This is a genomic window from Vibrio sp. WZ-1 (genome assembly GCF_052037695.1).
GTDB lineage: Bacteria > Pseudomonadota > Gammaproteobacteria > Enterobacterales > Vibrionaceae > Vibrio.
This window is the reverse complement of the sequence record NZ_JBQEQR010000053.1, coordinates 35,400-50,827: the sequence shown is the minus strand read 5'-3', so window position 1 is coordinate 50,827 and position 15,428 is coordinate 35,400. Positions and strand designations below refer to the sequence as shown.

16 protein-coding genes are annotated in these 15,428 nt (G+C 46.3%); all 16 read left to right on the top strand.

Annotated features, from left to right (window positions below):
- Positions 1–113 precede the first annotated feature (113 nt).
- The 16 genes from mnmE to glmU all read left to right on the top strand — a co-directional run bounded on the left by mnmE (position 114) and on the right by glmU (position 15,360).
- Positions 114–1,475 carry a tRNA uridine-5-carboxymethylaminomethyl(34) synthesis GTPase MnmE gene (gene mnmE, locus ACTS60_RS04290; RefSeq protein ID WP_440887263.1) on the top strand — a complete coding sequence of 454 codons (1,362 nt, stop codon included), beginning with the start codon at positions 114–116 and terminating at the stop codon, positions 1,473–1,475.
- Between the two features lie 99 nt (positions 1,476–1,574).
- A complete protein-coding gene (gene mioC / locus ACTS60_RS04285) occupies positions 1,575–2,015 on the top strand; it encodes an FMN-binding protein MioC (RefSeq protein ID WP_440887262.1) in 441 nt (146 codons plus the stop codon).
- 469 nt (positions 2,016–2,484) lie between these two features.
- A complete protein-coding gene (gene mnmG / locus ACTS60_RS04280) occupies positions 2,485–4,380 on the top strand; it encodes a tRNA uridine-5-carboxymethylaminomethyl(34) synthesis enzyme MnmG (RefSeq protein WP_440887261.1) in 1,896 nt (631 codons plus the stop codon).
- A complete protein-coding gene (gene rsmG, locus ACTS60_RS04275) occupies positions 4,380–5,015 on the top strand; it encodes a 16S rRNA (guanine(527)-N(7))-methyltransferase RsmG (RefSeq protein WP_440887260.1) in 636 nt (211 codons plus the stop codon). The genes mnmG and rsmG overlap by 1 nt, the downstream gene beginning before the upstream one ends.
- 10 nt (positions 5,016–5,025) lie before the next feature.
- On the top strand, positions 5,026–5,799 hold the full coding sequence (locus tag ACTS60_RS04270; protein ID WP_010444758.1) for a ParA family protein: 774 nt from the start codon (positions 5,026–5,028) through the stop codon (positions 5,797–5,799).
- 23 nt (positions 5,800–5,822) lie between these two features.
- A complete protein-coding gene (locus tag ACTS60_RS04265) occupies positions 5,823–6,704 on the top strand; it encodes a ParB/RepB/Spo0J family partition protein (RefSeq protein WP_440887259.1) in 882 nt (293 codons plus the stop codon).
- A 189-nt stretch (positions 6,705–6,893) separates the two neighbouring features.
- Positions 6,894–7,283 (top strand): F0F1 ATP synthase subunit I, encoded by a 390-nt coding sequence (locus tag ACTS60_RS04260; RefSeq protein ID WP_010444753.1) that lies wholly within the window; start codon positions 6,894–6,896, stop codon positions 7,281–7,283.
- 8 nt (positions 7,284–7,291) lie between these two features.
- Entirely contained in the window at positions 7,292–8,104 is an 813-nt protein-coding gene (gene atpB / locus ACTS60_RS04255; RefSeq protein ID WP_010444751.1) for a F0F1 ATP synthase subunit A, read from the top strand.
- A 55-nt stretch (positions 8,105–8,159) separates the two neighbouring features.
- Positions 8,160–8,414, top strand: a complete 255-nt coding sequence (gene atpE / locus ACTS60_RS04250) for a F0F1 ATP synthase subunit C (protein ID WP_002540812.1) — start codon at positions 8,160–8,162, stop codon at positions 8,412–8,414.
- Positions 8,415–8,485: 71 nt separating this feature from the next.
- On the top strand, positions 8,486–8,956 hold the full coding sequence (atpF, locus tag ACTS60_RS04245; RefSeq protein ID WP_005451032.1) for a F0F1 ATP synthase subunit B: 471 nt from the start codon (positions 8,486–8,488) through the stop codon (positions 8,954–8,956).
- A 14-nt stretch (positions 8,957–8,970) separates the two neighbouring features.
- Complete coding sequence (gene atpH / locus ACTS60_RS04240; protein ID WP_440887258.1) at positions 8,971–9,504, top strand: F0F1 ATP synthase subunit delta; 534 nt, start codon at positions 8,971–8,973, stop codon at positions 9,502–9,504.
- A 13-nt stretch (positions 9,505–9,517) separates the two neighbouring features.
- Positions 9,518–11,059: a F0F1 ATP synthase subunit alpha gene (gene atpA / locus ACTS60_RS04235; protein ID WP_005451027.1), complete on the top strand. Its 1,542-nt coding sequence runs from the start codon at positions 9,518–9,520 to the stop codon at positions 11,057–11,059.
- Between the two features lie 44 nt (positions 11,060–11,103).
- Positions 11,104–11,970, top strand: a complete 867-nt coding sequence (gene atpG, locus ACTS60_RS04230; protein ID WP_010444718.1) for a F0F1 ATP synthase subunit gamma — start codon at positions 11,104–11,106, stop codon at positions 11,968–11,970.
- A 35-nt stretch (positions 11,971–12,005) separates the two neighbouring features.
- Positions 12,006–13,409 carry a F0F1 ATP synthase subunit beta gene (gene atpD, locus ACTS60_RS04225; RefSeq protein ID WP_411065023.1) on the top strand — a complete coding sequence of 468 codons (1,404 nt, stop codon included), beginning with the start codon at positions 12,006–12,008 and terminating at the stop codon, positions 13,407–13,409.
- Positions 13,410–13,427: 18 nt separating this feature from the next.
- On the top strand, positions 13,428–13,850 hold the full coding sequence (locus tag ACTS60_RS04220) for a F0F1 ATP synthase subunit epsilon (RefSeq protein WP_005429758.1): 423 nt from the start codon (positions 13,428–13,430) through the stop codon (positions 13,848–13,850).
- A gap of 148 nt (positions 13,851–13,998) precedes the next feature.
- A complete protein-coding gene (gene glmU, locus ACTS60_RS04215; protein ID WP_440887257.1) occupies positions 13,999–15,360 on the top strand; it encodes a bifunctional UDP-N-acetylglucosamine diphosphorylase/glucosamine-1-phosphate N-acetyltransferase GlmU in 1,362 nt (453 codons plus the stop codon).
- Positions 15,361–15,428 lie beyond the last annotated feature (68 nt).

Genomic DNA, 15,428 nt, shown 5'->3' with positions numbered 1-15,428 from the left:
GAAAGGCGGCCAAAAGGTCGCCTTTTTGTTTTTGGCTGATTACAATTCAGCTAATTAATTGGTTCTGGCTCCCTAGGTCTCAACACCTATAGCCCAGCTCAAAAGGCAAGATTATGACTACAGATACGATTGTCGCTCAGGCTACCGCACCCGGTCGTGGTGGTGTCGGCATTATTCGTGTTTCTGGCCCTAAGGCCAATCAAGTGGCGCTAGAAGTTACAGGTAAAACGCTAAAGCCTCGCTACGCAGAGTACCTGCCATTCCAAGCGGAAGATGGCACCGTGCTAGACCAAGGCATTGCACTGTACTTCCCTAACCCACATTCGTTTACAGGCGAAGACGTACTTGAACTGCAAGGTCACGGTGGCCCTGTAGTTATGGACATGCTGATTAAGCGTATTCTCGGCATTGATGGCGTACGTGCCGCGCGTCCTGGAGAGTTCTCAGAACGCGCTTTCCTAAACGATAAGATGGACCTCACTCAAGCAGAAGCGATTGCCGATCTGATTGATGCCAGCTCAGAAGAAGCGGCGAAATCAGCTCTGCAATCACTGCAAGGCCAGTTCTCGCAACGTATTCAAACGCTGGTGGAATCTCTGATCCACTTACGTATCTACGTGGAAGCGGCCATTGACTTCCCAGAAGAAGAGATCGACTTTTTGGCCGATGGTAAAGTGTCTGGTGACCTACAAGCGATCATCGATAACCTCGATGCAGTACGTAAAGAAGCCAACCAAGGCGCCATCATGCGTGAAGGCATGAAAGTCGTGATTGCAGGCCGCCCTAATGCGGGTAAATCTAGCCTACTGAACGCGCTGTCAGGCAAAGAGTCGGCAATTGTTACCGATATTGCTGGTACCACCCGTGACGTACTACGTGAGCACATCCACATTGATGGTATGCCGCTGCACATCATCGATACAGCCGGTCTGCGTGACGCTTCTGATGAAGTCGAGAAAATCGGTATCGAGCGAGCATGGGACGAAATAGCCCAGGCAGACCGTGTGCTATTCATGGTAGATGGCACCACAACTGACGCGACGGATCCAAAAGACATCTGGCCAGACTTTGTTGATCGCCTACCAAGTAATATGGGCATGACAGTGATCCGTAACAAAGCGGATCAAACCGGTGAAGAGATGGGGATCTGCCATGTGAACGATCCAACCTTAATTCGCCTCTCAGCAAAAACAGGCGCTGGTGTGGATGCTTTACGCAGCCACTTAAAAGAATGCATGGGCTTTTCCGGTAATACTGAAGGCGGCTTTATGGCTCGTCGTCGCCACCTAGACGCACTAGAACGTGCAGCTCAGCACCTTCAGATTGGCCAAGAGCAGCTTGAAGGCTTTATGGCTGGAGAAATATTGGCGGAAGAGCTGCGTATTACTCAGCAGCACTTGAATGAGATTACCGGAGAGTTCAGCTCTGATGACCTCCTAGGCCGAATCTTTTCCTCATTCTGTATCGGTAAATAGTAAAACGCGCGGTGTTAGGCAGAAGTTTAACACCGCGTTTCTTTTTGTACCGACGCACGGCTAAAATCTGTCGTTGGTATGGCTTATAAAGGAAGACACATGATCCACATTATTACAGGCAGTACGTTAGGTGGCGCAGAATACGTCGGTGATCACCTTAGTGATCTACTGAATGAAAATGGTTTTGAGACTACGATCCACAACCAACCAGGGTTGTCATCGATCGAGAATCAAGGCACTTGGCTACTAGTCACTTCTACACACGGTGCAGGTGAATATCCAGATAACATCCAACCATTTATTGCTGCACTACAGAATACACCACCTAATATGGTAGATGTGAAGTTCGCTGTCATTGCAATCGGTGACTCGAGTTACGATACGTTTTGTGCTGCTGGCCAACACGCCTATGACTTATTAGAAGACATTGGCGCTACACCTATTGCAGATTGCCTGAAAATTGATGTACTTAGCCACGACGTACCAGAAGATGCCGCAGAAGTGTGGTTACAAGAGAATCTGCCACGCTTTTCTGCTTAATTCCCTTTCCACAGAGTCGCATTGCGGCTCTGATTTCCCTCTTTGTACACAACTCCTAGCAAAACTAATTGTTCAACCGCTCAAAAAACGCTCAAACCACCTGTGGATAAACCAGGTAAGATCCAGTGATTTTCCTTTAGTTATCCAAAGAACAACTTAGATCCATTTTACCCCCTGTGTATAACCTTCTATTTTGATCCCAGGTAATCCTCGATCAGATCAAATCATGATCACAAGATATGATCCAAAGAAGATCCATGATCTTGTTGATCATTTTCTAGTTATCCACAGAAAGGCTCGATCCTAATAATAGATCCAATAAAAGATCATATATATAGATCTTATATATATAGTCTTGGAGACTAAAATGTGAAAAGCGAGAAAACGATTCTCTCTCACAGATAAAAAAGGTAAAATACCGCTCTTTTTTATCTGTCCATTTAATCCTTTGAATACCTGAGGTCAGTTCATGCTTTATCACGAAAACTTTGACGTCATTGTTGTCGGTGGCGGACACGCAGGAACGGAAGCCGCGCTCGCATCTGCACGCACAGGACAAAAAACGCTTCTCCTTACCCATAACATCGATACATTAGGCCAAATGTCTTGTAACCCGGCGATTGGTGGTATCGGGAAAGGTCACTTAGTAAAAGAAGTGGATGCTATGGGTGGTCTAATGGCTGAAGCTATTGACCATGCAGGTATTCAATTCCGAACATTAAATGCCTCTAAAGGTCCAGCTGTACGAGCAACACGTGCTCAAGCAGACCGTGCATTGTACAAAGCGTATGTACGTAATGCGCTGGAAAATGCTCCAAATCTAACACTGTTCCAACAATCCGTTGATGATCTGATTGTGGAACAAGATCGTGTGGTTGGCGTTGTGACCCAAATGGGGCTGAAATTCCGCGCTAAAGCGGTGGTATTAACCGTAGGTACTTTCCTTGGCGGTAAGATCCACATTGGTATGGAAAGCTCTTCTGGCGGTCGTGCTGGAGATCCACCATCGATCGCATTGGCGGATCGACTACGTGAGCTACCGTTCCGTGTGGATCGTCTAAAAACGGGTACGCCACCTCGTATTGATGCGCGCAGTGTCGATTTTTCTGTGCTAGAAGCTCAACATGGTGACAACCCAACACCAGTATTCTCATTCATGGGCAAACGTGAGCATCAACCGCGTCAAATCCCATGTTTTATTACTCACACCAATGAGCAAACTCATGAGGTGATCCGCAACAATCTAGATCGCAGCCCAATGTACGCTGGTGTGATCGAAGGGATTGGTCCGCGTTACTGTCCTTCAATCGAAGACAAAGTAATGCGTTTTGCGGATAAGAACAGCCATCAAATCTTTATTGAGCCTGAAGGTCTAACGACACACGAGCTGTATCCAAATGGTATTTCCACCAGCTTGCCATTTGACGTGCAAGTACAAATTGTTCGTTCAATGAAAGGTTTTGAAAACGCACACATTGTTCGTCCTGGCTACGCGATTGAGTACGATTTCTTCGATCCTCGTGATTTGAAGCAAACTTATGAGACTAAATTTATCAGTGGTTTGTTCTTTGCTGGCCAAATTAACGGCACTACAGGCTACGAAGAAGCCGCAGCACAAGGTCTGATGGCAGGTCTAAACGCTAGTTTATACAGCCAAGACAAAGAAGGCTGGAGCCCTCGCCGTGACCAAGCGTACATGGGTGTATTGATTGACGACTTGTCGACCATGGGTACCAAAGAACCGTACCGCATGTTTACTTCTCGTGCTGAATACCGTTTGCTGCTGCGTGAAGACAACGCTGATCTACGTTTGACAGAAAAAGCGCGTGAGCTTGGTTTGATTGATGATGTGCGTTGGGCGCGCTTCAACAAGAAAATCAATAACATGGAAACTGAGCGTCAACGTCTAAAATCGACGTGGATGAACCCGAACTCAGTAGGTATCGACGAGCTGAACAAGCTATTGAAAACACCAATGGCACGTGAAGCGAGTGGTGAGGATCTTCTTCGTCGTCCAGAGATCACATATTCACAACTGACGCAACTTGATGCGTTCGCACCGGCACTAGAAGATCAACAAGCATCAGAGCAAGTTGAAATTCAAGTGAAGTACGATGGTTACATCAAGCGTCAGCAAGAAGAGATCGAAAAGTCACTGCGCCATGAGCACACTAAGTTACCAGCTGATATAGATTACAAAGACGTGAAAGGCCTTTCCAACGAAGTTGTGGCGAAGCTAACAGAAGCAAAACCAGAAAGCATTGGTATTGCTTCACGTATCTCTGGTATTACGCCGGCGGCGATTTCTATTCTGCTTGTGCACCTGAAAAAGCACGGCTTGTTGAAAAAAGGTGAGGAAGAGTAATGAGCACACTACGTACAAAACTGGATGCTCTGATCGCCCATACCGATTTAGAAGTCTCTGAAAAACAACGCGAGCAGTTAGTCGGTTATGTCGAACTGCTCGACAAATGGAACAAAGCCTACAACCTAACATCAGTTCGTGACCCGCTTGATATGTTGGTGAAACATATCCTTGATAGCATTGTTGTTAGCACTCACTTACCAGGTGAGCGCTTTATTGATGTGGGGACTGGACCTGGTTTGCCAGGTATTCCATTGGCAATCATGAATCCAGGTAAGACATTTTTCTTACTTGATAGTCTTGGCAAACGTATTCGCTTTATCAAACAAGTGGTCCATACGTTGGGATTGAAAAATGTGACCCCAATTCAAAGTCGCGTCGAAGAATTCCAACCAGAAGAAAAATTTGATGGCGTTTTGAGTCGAGCTTTTGCTTCAATGACGGATATGGTGGAATGGTGTCATCATCTGCCTAAACAAGATTCTGGGGTGTTTCTCGCGTTGAAAGGACAACACCCTAAAGATGAAATAGATCTGCTTCCTGAATGGTGTAGTGTGACAGAGATCATATCTTTGGCTGTTCCCGAGTTGGAAGGCGATCGTCATCTAGTAATCTTATCGCGCAAGGAAAATTAGCGAGGTAATCGTGGGTAAAATCGTAGCAATCGCCAACCAGAAAGGTGGGGTCGGCAAAACAACAACGTGCATTAACTTAGCAGCTTCGATGGCGGCAACAAAGCGCAAGGTTTTGGTGATCGATCTCGACCCTCAAGGTAATGCTACGATGGCCAGTGGCGTGGATAAGTACATGGTTGACGCAACGGCGTATGATCTTTTGGTTGAAGATACGCCGTTTGATCAAGTCGTGTGTACGCAGACCACTGGAAAATACGATCTGATAGCAGCAAACGGTGATGTGACCGCTGCAGAAATCAAATTGATGGAAGTCTTCGCTCGTGAGGTGCGCTTGAAAAATGCACTTGCGTCAGTTCGCGATAACTATGATTTCATCTTTATTGATTGTCCTCCTTCTCTAAACCTTCTTACAATCAACGCTATGGCCGCAGCCGATTCTGTGCTGGTGCCGATGCAATGTGAATACTTTGCGTTAGAAGGTTTAACTGCTCTTATGGATACAATCAGCAAGTTAGCGGCCGTGGTCAATGAGAACCTCAAAATCGAGGGTTTGCTACGTACTATGTACGACCCACGTAACCGCCTATCTAATGAAGTATCCGATCAACTGAAAAAGCACTTTGGTAGTAAAGTTTACCGTACTGTAATTCCACGTAATGTGCGTTTGGCCGAAGCGCCGAGCCACGGTAAACCAGCCATGTACTACGATAAGTACTCTGCTGGCGCCAAAGCGTATCTTGCTCTAGCGGGCGAAATGCTTCGCCGCGAAGAAGTCCCAGTTTAACACTAACCTAAGGAATTCATCCCATGTCTAAGCGTGGTCTTGGAAAAGGACTGGATGCGTTATTGTCGACCAGTTCGTTAGCGCGTGAGAAACAGCACATTGCATCTCAAAGTCAGGCACTATCAGCGGATGGAGAACTGACAGATTTAGCGATAGGTCAGCTTCAGCCGGGTGTTTACCAACCGCGTAAAGATATGGCTCCTGAGGCGCTAGAAGAGCTTGCTGCTTCGATTCAGTCACAAGGCATCATTCAACCTATTGTGGTGCGTCAAGTGGCGAGTGGGCAGTTTGAAATTATTGCCGGTGAACGTCGTTGGCGTGCGGCAAAGCAAGCTGGTCTAAAACGCGTACCTTGTTTGGTGAAAAAGGTCGAAGACCGTGCGGCGATAGCGATGGCGTTGATTGAAAACATTCAGCGTGAAGATCTGAACGTGATTGAAGAAGCGCAAGCGCTTGAACGTTTGCAAGATGAATTTACGCTGACTCATCAGCAAGTTGCCGATGTGATTGGCAAATCTAGAACCACGGTAAGTAACCTATTACGTCTTAATCAGCTAGAAATTGATGTAAAAGGTTTGGTTGCAGATAAAAAATTAGAAATGGGGCATGCTCGTGCTTTGTTGGCTCTTGAAGGAGAGCAACAAATCGAAGTTGCAGAGCAGGTCGCAAAGAAACAAATGACTGTTCGCCAGACCGAACAGTTAGTAAAAAAGTGCTTAGCGCCACAAAATGAGCAAAAAGCGCAACAAGAAGATACCGAAGCAGAGCAAATGTCGCATAAATTGAGTCGACTGCTTGATGCTAAAGTTTCTTTAGTCCGTTCAGCGAATGGCAAAGCAAAAGTGACGATAAGTCTTGATGAGCCTCACAAATTGGAGCAACTAATTGCCAAGCTTGAGGCCTAGATGAGATAATTGATTTAGGTCAATTAATCAAAATAATCGAATTTTGTGTGAAAGTTGTCGGTTTGTAAACAAAACTGTAAGTTTTTGCTGCAATTTAATTGCATTCAGTTGGACTGACCGTATAATTTTCGCCAATTTCCCAGCACAGAGAGTTTAGTGCAAAGTGGATATTACTAGAGGTACGAATACATGGTAGCTGCGTTAGCTAGACCAGGACGAGAGCTCGCAAGGCAATTGTTGATGATCCAGTCTGGCGCGGTTATTTTTGTGGCTGCAGGAATGGCGATAGCCGTGAATCCTGAATGGGGACTTTCAGCGCTGGTTGGTGGGGGCATTTTTGTTGTTGCCAACGCTGTCTTTGCGTTTTGTGCTTTTATGTTTAGTGGAGCTCGTGCTGCCAAGCGTGTCGCGGCCTCTTTCTACACAGGTGAAGTTCTGAAAATCCTCATCACGGTTGTGTTGTTCTACGTAGCCTACATGTATATGCAGGTGGAACTCGTTCCCCTCAAACTAACCTATTTGCTGGTACTAGGTATTAATATCTGTGCACCAGTGCTATTCATTAACAACAAAAAATAGGATGAGTTATGGCTGCGCCAGGTGAAGCGCTAACATCGTCCGGATACATTGCCCACCACTTATCAAACCTATCTTTAGCTAAGTTAGGCTTGGTAGCGGATGAAGCAAGTTTCTGGAACGTACATATCGATAGCCTGTTTTTTTCTTGGTTTACTGGTTTAATTTTCCTTGGAATTTTTTACAAAGTAGCGAAGAAAACAACAGCGGGTGTACCAGGTAAGCTTCAGTGTGCTGTAGAAATGATCGTTGAATTTGTCGCGGAAAACGTCAAAGACACGTTCCATGGACGCAACCCACTGATCGCGCCTTTAGCACTGACTATCTTTTGTTGGGTATTTTTGATGAACGTGATGGACTTAGTCCCGATCGACTTCTTACCATACCCAGCAGAGCATTGGCTAGGTATCCCTTATCTTAAGGTTGTACCGTCTGCTGATGTGAATATCACCATGGCTATGGCTCTAGGCGTTTTTGCCTTGATGATTTACTACAGCATCAAAGTGAAAGGTCTAGGTGGATTCGCAAAAGAACTTGCACTACATCCATTCAATCACCCACTGATGATTCCGTTTAACCTACTGATTGAAGTGGTATCGCTACTAGCGAAGCCTCTATCACTTGGTATGCGTCTATTCGGTAACATGTTCGCGGGTGAGGTTGTATTCATTCTTTGTGCGGCAATGCTACCATGGTACTTACAATGGATGGGTTCACTACCGTGGGCAATCTTCCATATCTTGGTTATTACGATTCAAGCCTTCGTATTCATGATGTTGACAATTGTTTACCTGTCAATGGCACACGAAGACTCTGATCATTAATTTTTTAAGCTTTTTATTTGGGCACTAAGCCAACAACTATAAATTGGAGATAGTAATGGAAACTTTACTGAGCTTTTCTGCAATCGCCGTAGGTATTATCGTCGGTCTTGCTTCTCTTGGTACAGCGATTGGTTTCGCACTACTAGGTGGTAAATTCCTAGAAGGTGCAGCACGTCAACCAGAAATGGCTCCTATGCTACAAGTTAAGATGTTCATCATCGCAGGTCTACTTGATGCGGTTCCAATGATCGGTATCGTAATCGCGCTACTATTCACATTCGCAAACCCATTCGTTGGTCAACTAGGTTAATCACCTTTAACTCGGGACGAGCTCAGGCTTGTCACTGATTAACACTAAGTCCAAATAGAGGGGTAGCTGTTGTGAACATAAACGCAACTCTGCTAGGTCAAGCAATCTCGTTCGCACTATTTGTGTGGTTCTGCATGAAGTATGTATGGCCACCGTTGATGCAAGCGATTGAAGAACGTCAGAAAAAAATTGCTGATGGTCTTCAAGCAGCGGAACGTGCTGCAAAAGACTTGGATCTAGCACAAGCCAACGCTTCTGATCAGATGAAAGAAGCGAAGCGCACAGCAACTGAGATCATCGACCAAGCGAACAAGCGTAAGTCTCAAATTATTGATGAAGCTCGCGAGGAAGCTCAGGCAGAACGCCAGAAAATCCTAGCGCAAGCGGAAGCAGAACTTGAAGCTGAACGTAATCGTGCACGCGATGAGCTGCGCAAACAAGTTGCTACTCTGGCTGTAGCTGGTGCTGAGAAAATCCTTGAGCGTACTATCGATAAAGACGCTCAGAAAGATATTCTCGACAACATTACTGCAAAACTTTAAGTCTGGGGGCGCATATGTCTGATTTGACTACAATCGCACGCCCCTATGCTAAAGCAGCTTTTGACTTTGCTGTAGACAAAGACCAGTTGGACCAATGGGGCCAAATGTTGTCTTTCGCTACTGAAGTTGCCAAAAACGAACAAATGAATGAACTTTTAACAGGTTCTGTTTCAGCTGACAAAATGGCAGAAATTTTTGTTGCAGTTTGCGGTGAACAAGTTGATGCGCACGGTCAAAACCTGATTAAGGTTATGGCTGAGAATGGTCGTCTTACGGCCCTTCCTGATGTTTGTGAGCAGTTCTTCTTATTGAAGAAAGAGCATGAGAAAGAAATCGATGTTGAAGTGATTTCAGCAAGCGAACTTTCTGATGAGCAGCTAGCAAATATTGGCAGCAAACTTGAAGCGCGTCTTGAACGCAAAGTGAAGCTGAATTGCAGCGTAGATGAGACCCTACTTGGTGGGGTTATTATTCGAGCCGGAGACCTAGTCATCGATGACTCAGCGCGTGGTCGTTTGAACCGCCTGAGCGATGCATTGCAGTCTTAATGGGGATTGGAGCATGCAACTTAATTCCACGGAAATTAGCGATCTAATCAAACAACGTATCGAATCTTTCGAAGTTGTTAGTGAAGCTCGCAACGAGGGTACTATCGTATCGGTAAGCGATGGTATCATCCGCATCCACGGCCTAGCGGACGTGATGCAAGGTGAAATGATTGAATTACCGGGTGGCCGTTATGCACTAGCACTTAACCTTGAGCGTGACTCGGTTGGTGCGGTAGTAATGGGCCCATATGCTGACCTTAAGGAAGGCATGAAAGTTACAGGTACTGGCCGCATTCTTGAAGTGCCAGTTGGTCCAGAACTACTAGGTCGCGTAGTAAACACGCTAGGTGAACCTATCGATGGTAAAGGTCCAATCGAAGCGAAACTGACTTCGCCTGTAGAAGTAATCGCACCAGGTGTAATCGACCGTAAATCGGTAGACCAACCTGTACAAACTGGCTACAAATCAGTTGACTCAATGATCCCTATCGGTCGTGGTCAGCGTGAGCTTGTGATCGGTGACCGTCAGACTGGTAAAACAGCAATGGCGATCGATGCGATTATTAACCAGAAAGACTCTGGTATTTTCTCAATCTACGTAGCAATCGGTCAGAAAGCATCGACTATCGCTAACGTAGTTCGCAAACTAGAAGAGCACGGCGCGCTAGCTAACACTATCGTTGTTGTTGCATCTGCTTCTGAATCTGCAGCGCTACAATATCTAGCGCCATACGCAGGTTGTGCGATGGGTGAATACTTCCGCGATCGCGGTGAAGATGCACTGATTGTTTACGATGATCTATCTAAGCAAGCGGTAGCTTACCGTCAGATCTCTCTACTACTAAAACGTCCACCAGGCCGTGAGGCATTCCCAGGTGACGTATTCTACTTACACTCGCGTCTACTAGAGCGTGCAGCTCGTGTAAACGAAGAGTACGTAGAGCGTTTCACTAACGGTGAAGTGAAAGGTAAGACTGGTTCTTTGACTGCTCTTCCTATCATCGAAACTCAAGCAGGTGACGTTTCAGCATTCGTACCGACTAACGTAATCTCGATTACCGATGGTCAGATCTTCCTACAAACTGAGCTATTCAACGCGGGTGTTCGCCCAGCTGTTGACCCAGGTATCTCAGTATCTCGTGTAGGTGGTTCAGCTCAGACGAAAATCATCAAGAAGCTATCTGGCGGTATCCGTACTGCACTAGCTCAGTACCGTGAACTAGCGGCATTCGCACAGTTCTCGTCTGACCTTGATGAAGCGACGAAGAAACAGCTAGACCACGGTCAAAAAGTTACAGAACTAATGAAGCAGAAGCAGTACGCTCCAATGTCTGTATTTGACCAAGCACTAGTTATCTTCGCGGCAGAGCGCGGCTATTTAGCAGATGTTGAACTAAGCAAACTGCTAGATTTCGAAGCGGCTCTACTATCGTACGCTCGCGGTCAATACGCTGAATTCGCAGCTGAGATCGACAAGACGGGTGCATACAACGATGAAGTTGAAGCTCAGTTGAAGAAACTGACTGACGACTTCGTAGCAACCCAAACTTGGTAATTAGGTCGGTGGCAGTTTCTGCCACCAACTAACGGAGAGTAACGATGGCCGGCGCAAAAGAGATACGTAATAAAATCGGTAGTGTTAAAAGCACGCAGAAAATTACGAAAGCGATGGAAATGGTAGCAGCTTCAAAAATGCGTCGTTCTCAAGACGCAATGGAAGCTTCTCGTCCATACGCTGAAACAATGCGTAAAGTGATCGGTCATGTGGCTAACGCAAACCTAGAGTACCGTCATCCGTACCTAGAAGAGCGTGAAGCTAAACGTGTTGGTTACATCATCGTTTCGACAGACCGTGGTCTGTGTGGTGGTTTGAACATTAACGTGTTCAAGAAAGCCGTTACAGACATGCAATCATGGAAGGAGAAAGGTGCTGAAGTTGAACTGGCTGTAATCGGTTCAAAAGCAACAGCTTTCTTTAAAAATGGTGGCGCAAAAGTTGCGGCACAGGTTTCTGGTCTGGGTGATAACCCAAGCCTAGAAGACCTAATCGGTTCTGTTGGCGTAATGCTTAAGAAATACGATGAAGGTGAACTGGACCGTCTATACGTAGTGTTCAACAAGTTTGTGAACACTATGGTTCAGCAACCAACGATCGATCAATTGCTACCTTTGCCTAAATCGGACAGCGAAGAGATGCAGCGTGAGCACTCATGGGACTACATCTATGAGCCTGAGCCAAAACCTCTATTGGACACACTTCTAGTGCGTTACGTAGAGTCTCAGGTATACCAAGGTGTGGTAGAGAACCTTGCTTGTGAGCAAGCGGCTCGAATGATTGCGATGAAGGCTGCAACGGATAACGCAACCAACTTGATTGAAGATCTAGAACTTGTGTACAACAAAGCCCGTCAGGCTGCGATTACACAAGAACTATCGGAAATCGTTGGTGGTGCATCTGCGGTTTAAGCTTAGGTAAAACGAAATACTTTAGAGGATTAACGATGGCTACAGGTAAGATCGTACAGATCATCGGTGCGGTAGTCGACGTAGAGTTCCCACAGAGCGAAGTACCAAGTGTATATGACGCTCTAAACGTTACAGAATCGAAAGAGCGTTTAGTTCTTGAGGTTCAACAACAGCTAGGCGGTGGCGTAGTTCGTTGTATCGTAATGGGTAGCTCTGATGGTTTACGTCGTGGCGTTGAAGTGGTTAACACTGGCGCTCCAATTTCAGTACCAGTAGGTACTAAAACTCTAGGTCGTATCATGAACGTCCTAGGTGACGCGATTGATGAGCGTGGTGAGATCGGTGCAGAAGAGGTTTACTCTATTCACCGTGAAGCACCAAGCTACGAAGAGCAATCAAACGAAACAGCACTTCTAGAAACTGGTGTTAAAGTAATCGACTTGGTTTGTCCATTCGCTAAGGGTGGTAAAATCGGTCTATTCGGTGGTGCAGGTGTAGGTAAGACCGTTAACATGATGGAACTTATCAACAACATCGCACTTCAACACTCAGGTCTATCAGTATTTGCTGGTGTTGGTGAACGTACTCGTGAAGGTAACGATTTCTACTACGAGATGCAGGAAGCGGGCGTTGTAAACGTTGAGAAGCCTGAAGAATCTAAAGTAGCAATGGTTTACGGTCAGATGAACGAGCCACCAGGCAACCGTCTACGTGTTGCACTGACTGGTCTAACAATGGCAGAGCGTTTCCGTGACGAAGGTCGTGACGTACTACTGTTCGTTGATAACATCTACCGTTACACGCTTGCAGGTACAGAGGTATCAGCACTGCTAGGTCGTATGCCTTCAGCGGTAGGTTACCAGCCAACTCTTGCAGAAGAGATGGGTGTACTGCAGGAGCGTATCACGTCAACTCGTCAAGGTTCTATCACGTCTGTACAGGCGGTATACGTACCAGCGGATGACTTGACTGACCCGTCTCCAGCAACAACGTTCGCGCACTTGGATGCAACGGTTGTACTTAACCGTAACATCGCAGCTATGGGTCTATACCCAGCGATCGACCCACTAGATTCGACGTCTCGTCAGCTAGACCCACTAGTAGTTGGTCAAGAACACTACGACACAGCTCGTGGCGTTCAGCAGACACTTCAGCGCTACAAAGAGCTGAAAGACATCATTGCGATTCTAGGTATGGACGAGCTATCTGAAGAAGATAAGCAAGTTGTATCTCGTGCACGTAAGATTGAGCGTTTCCTAACTCAGCCTTACCACGTAGCGGAAGTATTTACAGGTGACCCAGGCGTTTACGTACCTCTTAAAGAGACTCTACGTGGCTTTAAAGGTCTACTAGCTGGTGAATACGATGACATTCCAGAGCAAGCGTTCATGTACTGCGGTACGATTGACGATGCTATCGAGAATGCGAAGAAGCTATAAGGCTAACTAGGAGGCGATATGGCACCAATAACCTTTCACCTAGACGTAGTAAGCGCTGAGAAACGTATTTTCTCGGGTCGCGTAGAAACGTTTCAGGTGACCGGTAGCGAAGGTGAGCTGGGTATTTTCCATGGCCACACTCCGCTGCTGTCCGCTATTAAGCCTGGTATGGTGCGTATTGTGAAACAGCACGGCCACGAAGAGTTCATTTATGTCTCTGGTGGTATGGTCGAAGTTCAGCCGGGTACTGCTACAGTACTGGCTGATACAGCGATTCGTGGTGAAGATCTAGACGCAGCGAAGGCAGAAGAAGCCAAGCGCCGCGCTGAGGAGCAAATCCAGAATCAGCATGGTGACATGGACTTCGCACAAGCGGCCAGTGAACTGGCTAAAGCCATTGCTCAGCTTCGAGTTATCGAGCTGACCAAAAAGCGTCGCTAAGCTCAATTAGCAACGTTGCATGTAAAAGGCGGCCATTAGGTCGCCTTTTTGCTTATTTTTTAAGGGAAATTTACCTTCCACCATTAACTATTCCCTTCAAGCTGTTTAAAATAACGCCCAATTAAAATAGAGCGTCAATAGGTTAATAATGAAATTTAGTGCTGTGATTCTTGCTGCGGGTAAAGGCACTCGTATGTATTCGAACATGCCTAAAGTGCTACACACTTTGGCAGGGAAGCCGATGGCAAAACATGTGATTGATACATGTACAGGTCTTGGTGCACAAAACATTCACTTGGTTTACGGTCACGGTGGTGATCAAATGCAACAAACGCTTGCTGAAGAGCCTGTTAATTGGGTATTGCAAGCTGAGCAATTAGGTACCGGGCACGCGGTTGATCAAGCTTCTCTAAGGTTTGAAGATAATGAGAAAGTACTAGTGCTTTACGGTGATGTACCACTGATTTCAGCTGAAACCATTGAAAATCTATTAGATGCTCAGCCAACTGGTGGCATCGCACTATTAACAGTTATGTTGGATAACCCAATGGGTTATGGTCGTATCATTCGTAAAAACGGTCCTGTAGTGGCGATCGTTGAACAAAAAGATGCGACAGAAGAGCAGAAGCTTATTAAAGAATGTAACACTGGTGTGCTAGTGGCGACAGGTGGTGACCTGAAACGCTGGCTTGCTGGTCTAAATAACGAAAACGCACAAGGCGAATACTACCTAACAGACGTTATCGCGGCAGCGCACGATGAAGGTCGCGCGGTTGAGGCTGTACACCCAGTAAACGCGATTGAAGTTGAAGGTGTGAATGATCGTGCGCAACTTGCTCGTCTAGAGCGCGCATTCCAATCAATGCAAGCGCAAAAGCTACTAGAGCAGGGCGTGATGCTGCGCGATCCTGCGCGTTTCGATCTACGTGGTGAATTGCAATGTGGTATGGATTGTGAAATCGATGCAAACGTGATCATCGAAGGTAAAGTATCACTGGGTGATAACGTTGTGATCGGCGCTGGTTGTGTACTGAAAGACTGTGAAATCGATGACAATACGGTTGTTCGTCCATACAGTGTGATTGAAGGTGCGACAGTTGGTGAAGAATGTACAGTTGGTCCATTCACACGCCTACGCCCAGGCGCAGAAATGCGTAACGATTCTCACGTGGGTAACTTCGTAGAAGTGAAAAACGCACGTATCGGCGAAGGCTCTAAAGCGAACCACCTAACTTATCTAGGTGATGCTGAGATCGGTCAACGTACCAACATTGGTGCTGGTACCATCACTTGCAACTACGATGGTGCGAACAAGTTTAAGACCATCATTGGTAACGACGTTTTTGTTGGTTCAGATAGCCAGCTTGTAGCGCCAGTGACGATTGCTGATGGTGTAACGATTGGTGCTGGCACGACATTGACCAAAGACGTCGCCGAAGGTGAGCTAGTGATTACTCGCGCGAAAGAGCGCAAAATCACCGGTTGGCAACGTCCAGTAAAGCAAAAGTAAGCCTCAGCTGCTTCCTTTAACCGAAATAAACCAAAGCCGCTCATCTGAGCGGCTTCGTTGTATCTGGT

Coding starts and splice junctions, on each gene's coding strand:
- ACTS60_RS04265 (WP_440887259.1), top strand. CDS start 5,823: ATGTCTAAGCGTGGTCTTGGAAAAGGACTGGATGCGTTATTGTCGACC.
- atpD (WP_411065023.1), top strand. CDS start 12,006: ATGGCTACAGGTAAGATCGTACAGATCATCGGTGCGGTAGTCGACGTA.
- atpB (WP_010444751.1), top strand. CDS start 7,292: ATGGCTGCGCCAGGTGAAGCGCTAACATCGTCCGGATACATTGCCCAC.
- glmU (WP_440887257.1), top strand. CDS start 13,999: ATGAAATTTAGTGCTGTGATTCTTGCTGCGGGTAAAGGCACTCGTATG.
- atpA (WP_005451027.1), top strand. CDS start 9,518: ATGCAACTTAATTCCACGGAAATTAGCGATCTAATCAAACAACGTATC.
- ACTS60_RS04220 (WP_005429758.1), top strand. CDS start 13,428: ATGGCACCAATAACCTTTCACCTAGACGTAGTAAGCGCTGAGAAACGT.
- mioC (WP_440887262.1), top strand. CDS start 1,575: ATGATCCACATTATTACAGGCAGTACGTTAGGTGGCGCAGAATACGTC.
- atpG (WP_010444718.1), top strand. CDS start 11,104: ATGGCCGGCGCAAAAGAGATACGTAATAAAATCGGTAGTGTTAAAAGC.
- atpH (WP_440887258.1), top strand. CDS start 8,971: ATGTCTGATTTGACTACAATCGCACGCCCCTATGCTAAAGCAGCTTTT.
- mnmE (WP_440887263.1), top strand. CDS start 114: ATGACTACAGATACGATTGTCGCTCAGGCTACCGCACCCGGTCGTGGT.
- rsmG (WP_440887260.1), top strand. CDS start 4,380: ATGAGCACACTACGTACAAAACTGGATGCTCTGATCGCCCATACCGAT.
- ACTS60_RS04260 (WP_010444753.1), top strand. CDS start 6,894: ATGGTAGCTGCGTTAGCTAGACCAGGACGAGAGCTCGCAAGGCAATTG.
- mnmG (WP_440887261.1), top strand. CDS start 2,485: ATGCTTTATCACGAAAACTTTGACGTCATTGTTGTCGGTGGCGGACAC.
- atpE (WP_002540812.1), top strand. CDS start 8,160: ATGGAAACTTTACTGAGCTTTTCTGCAATCGCCGTAGGTATTATCGTC.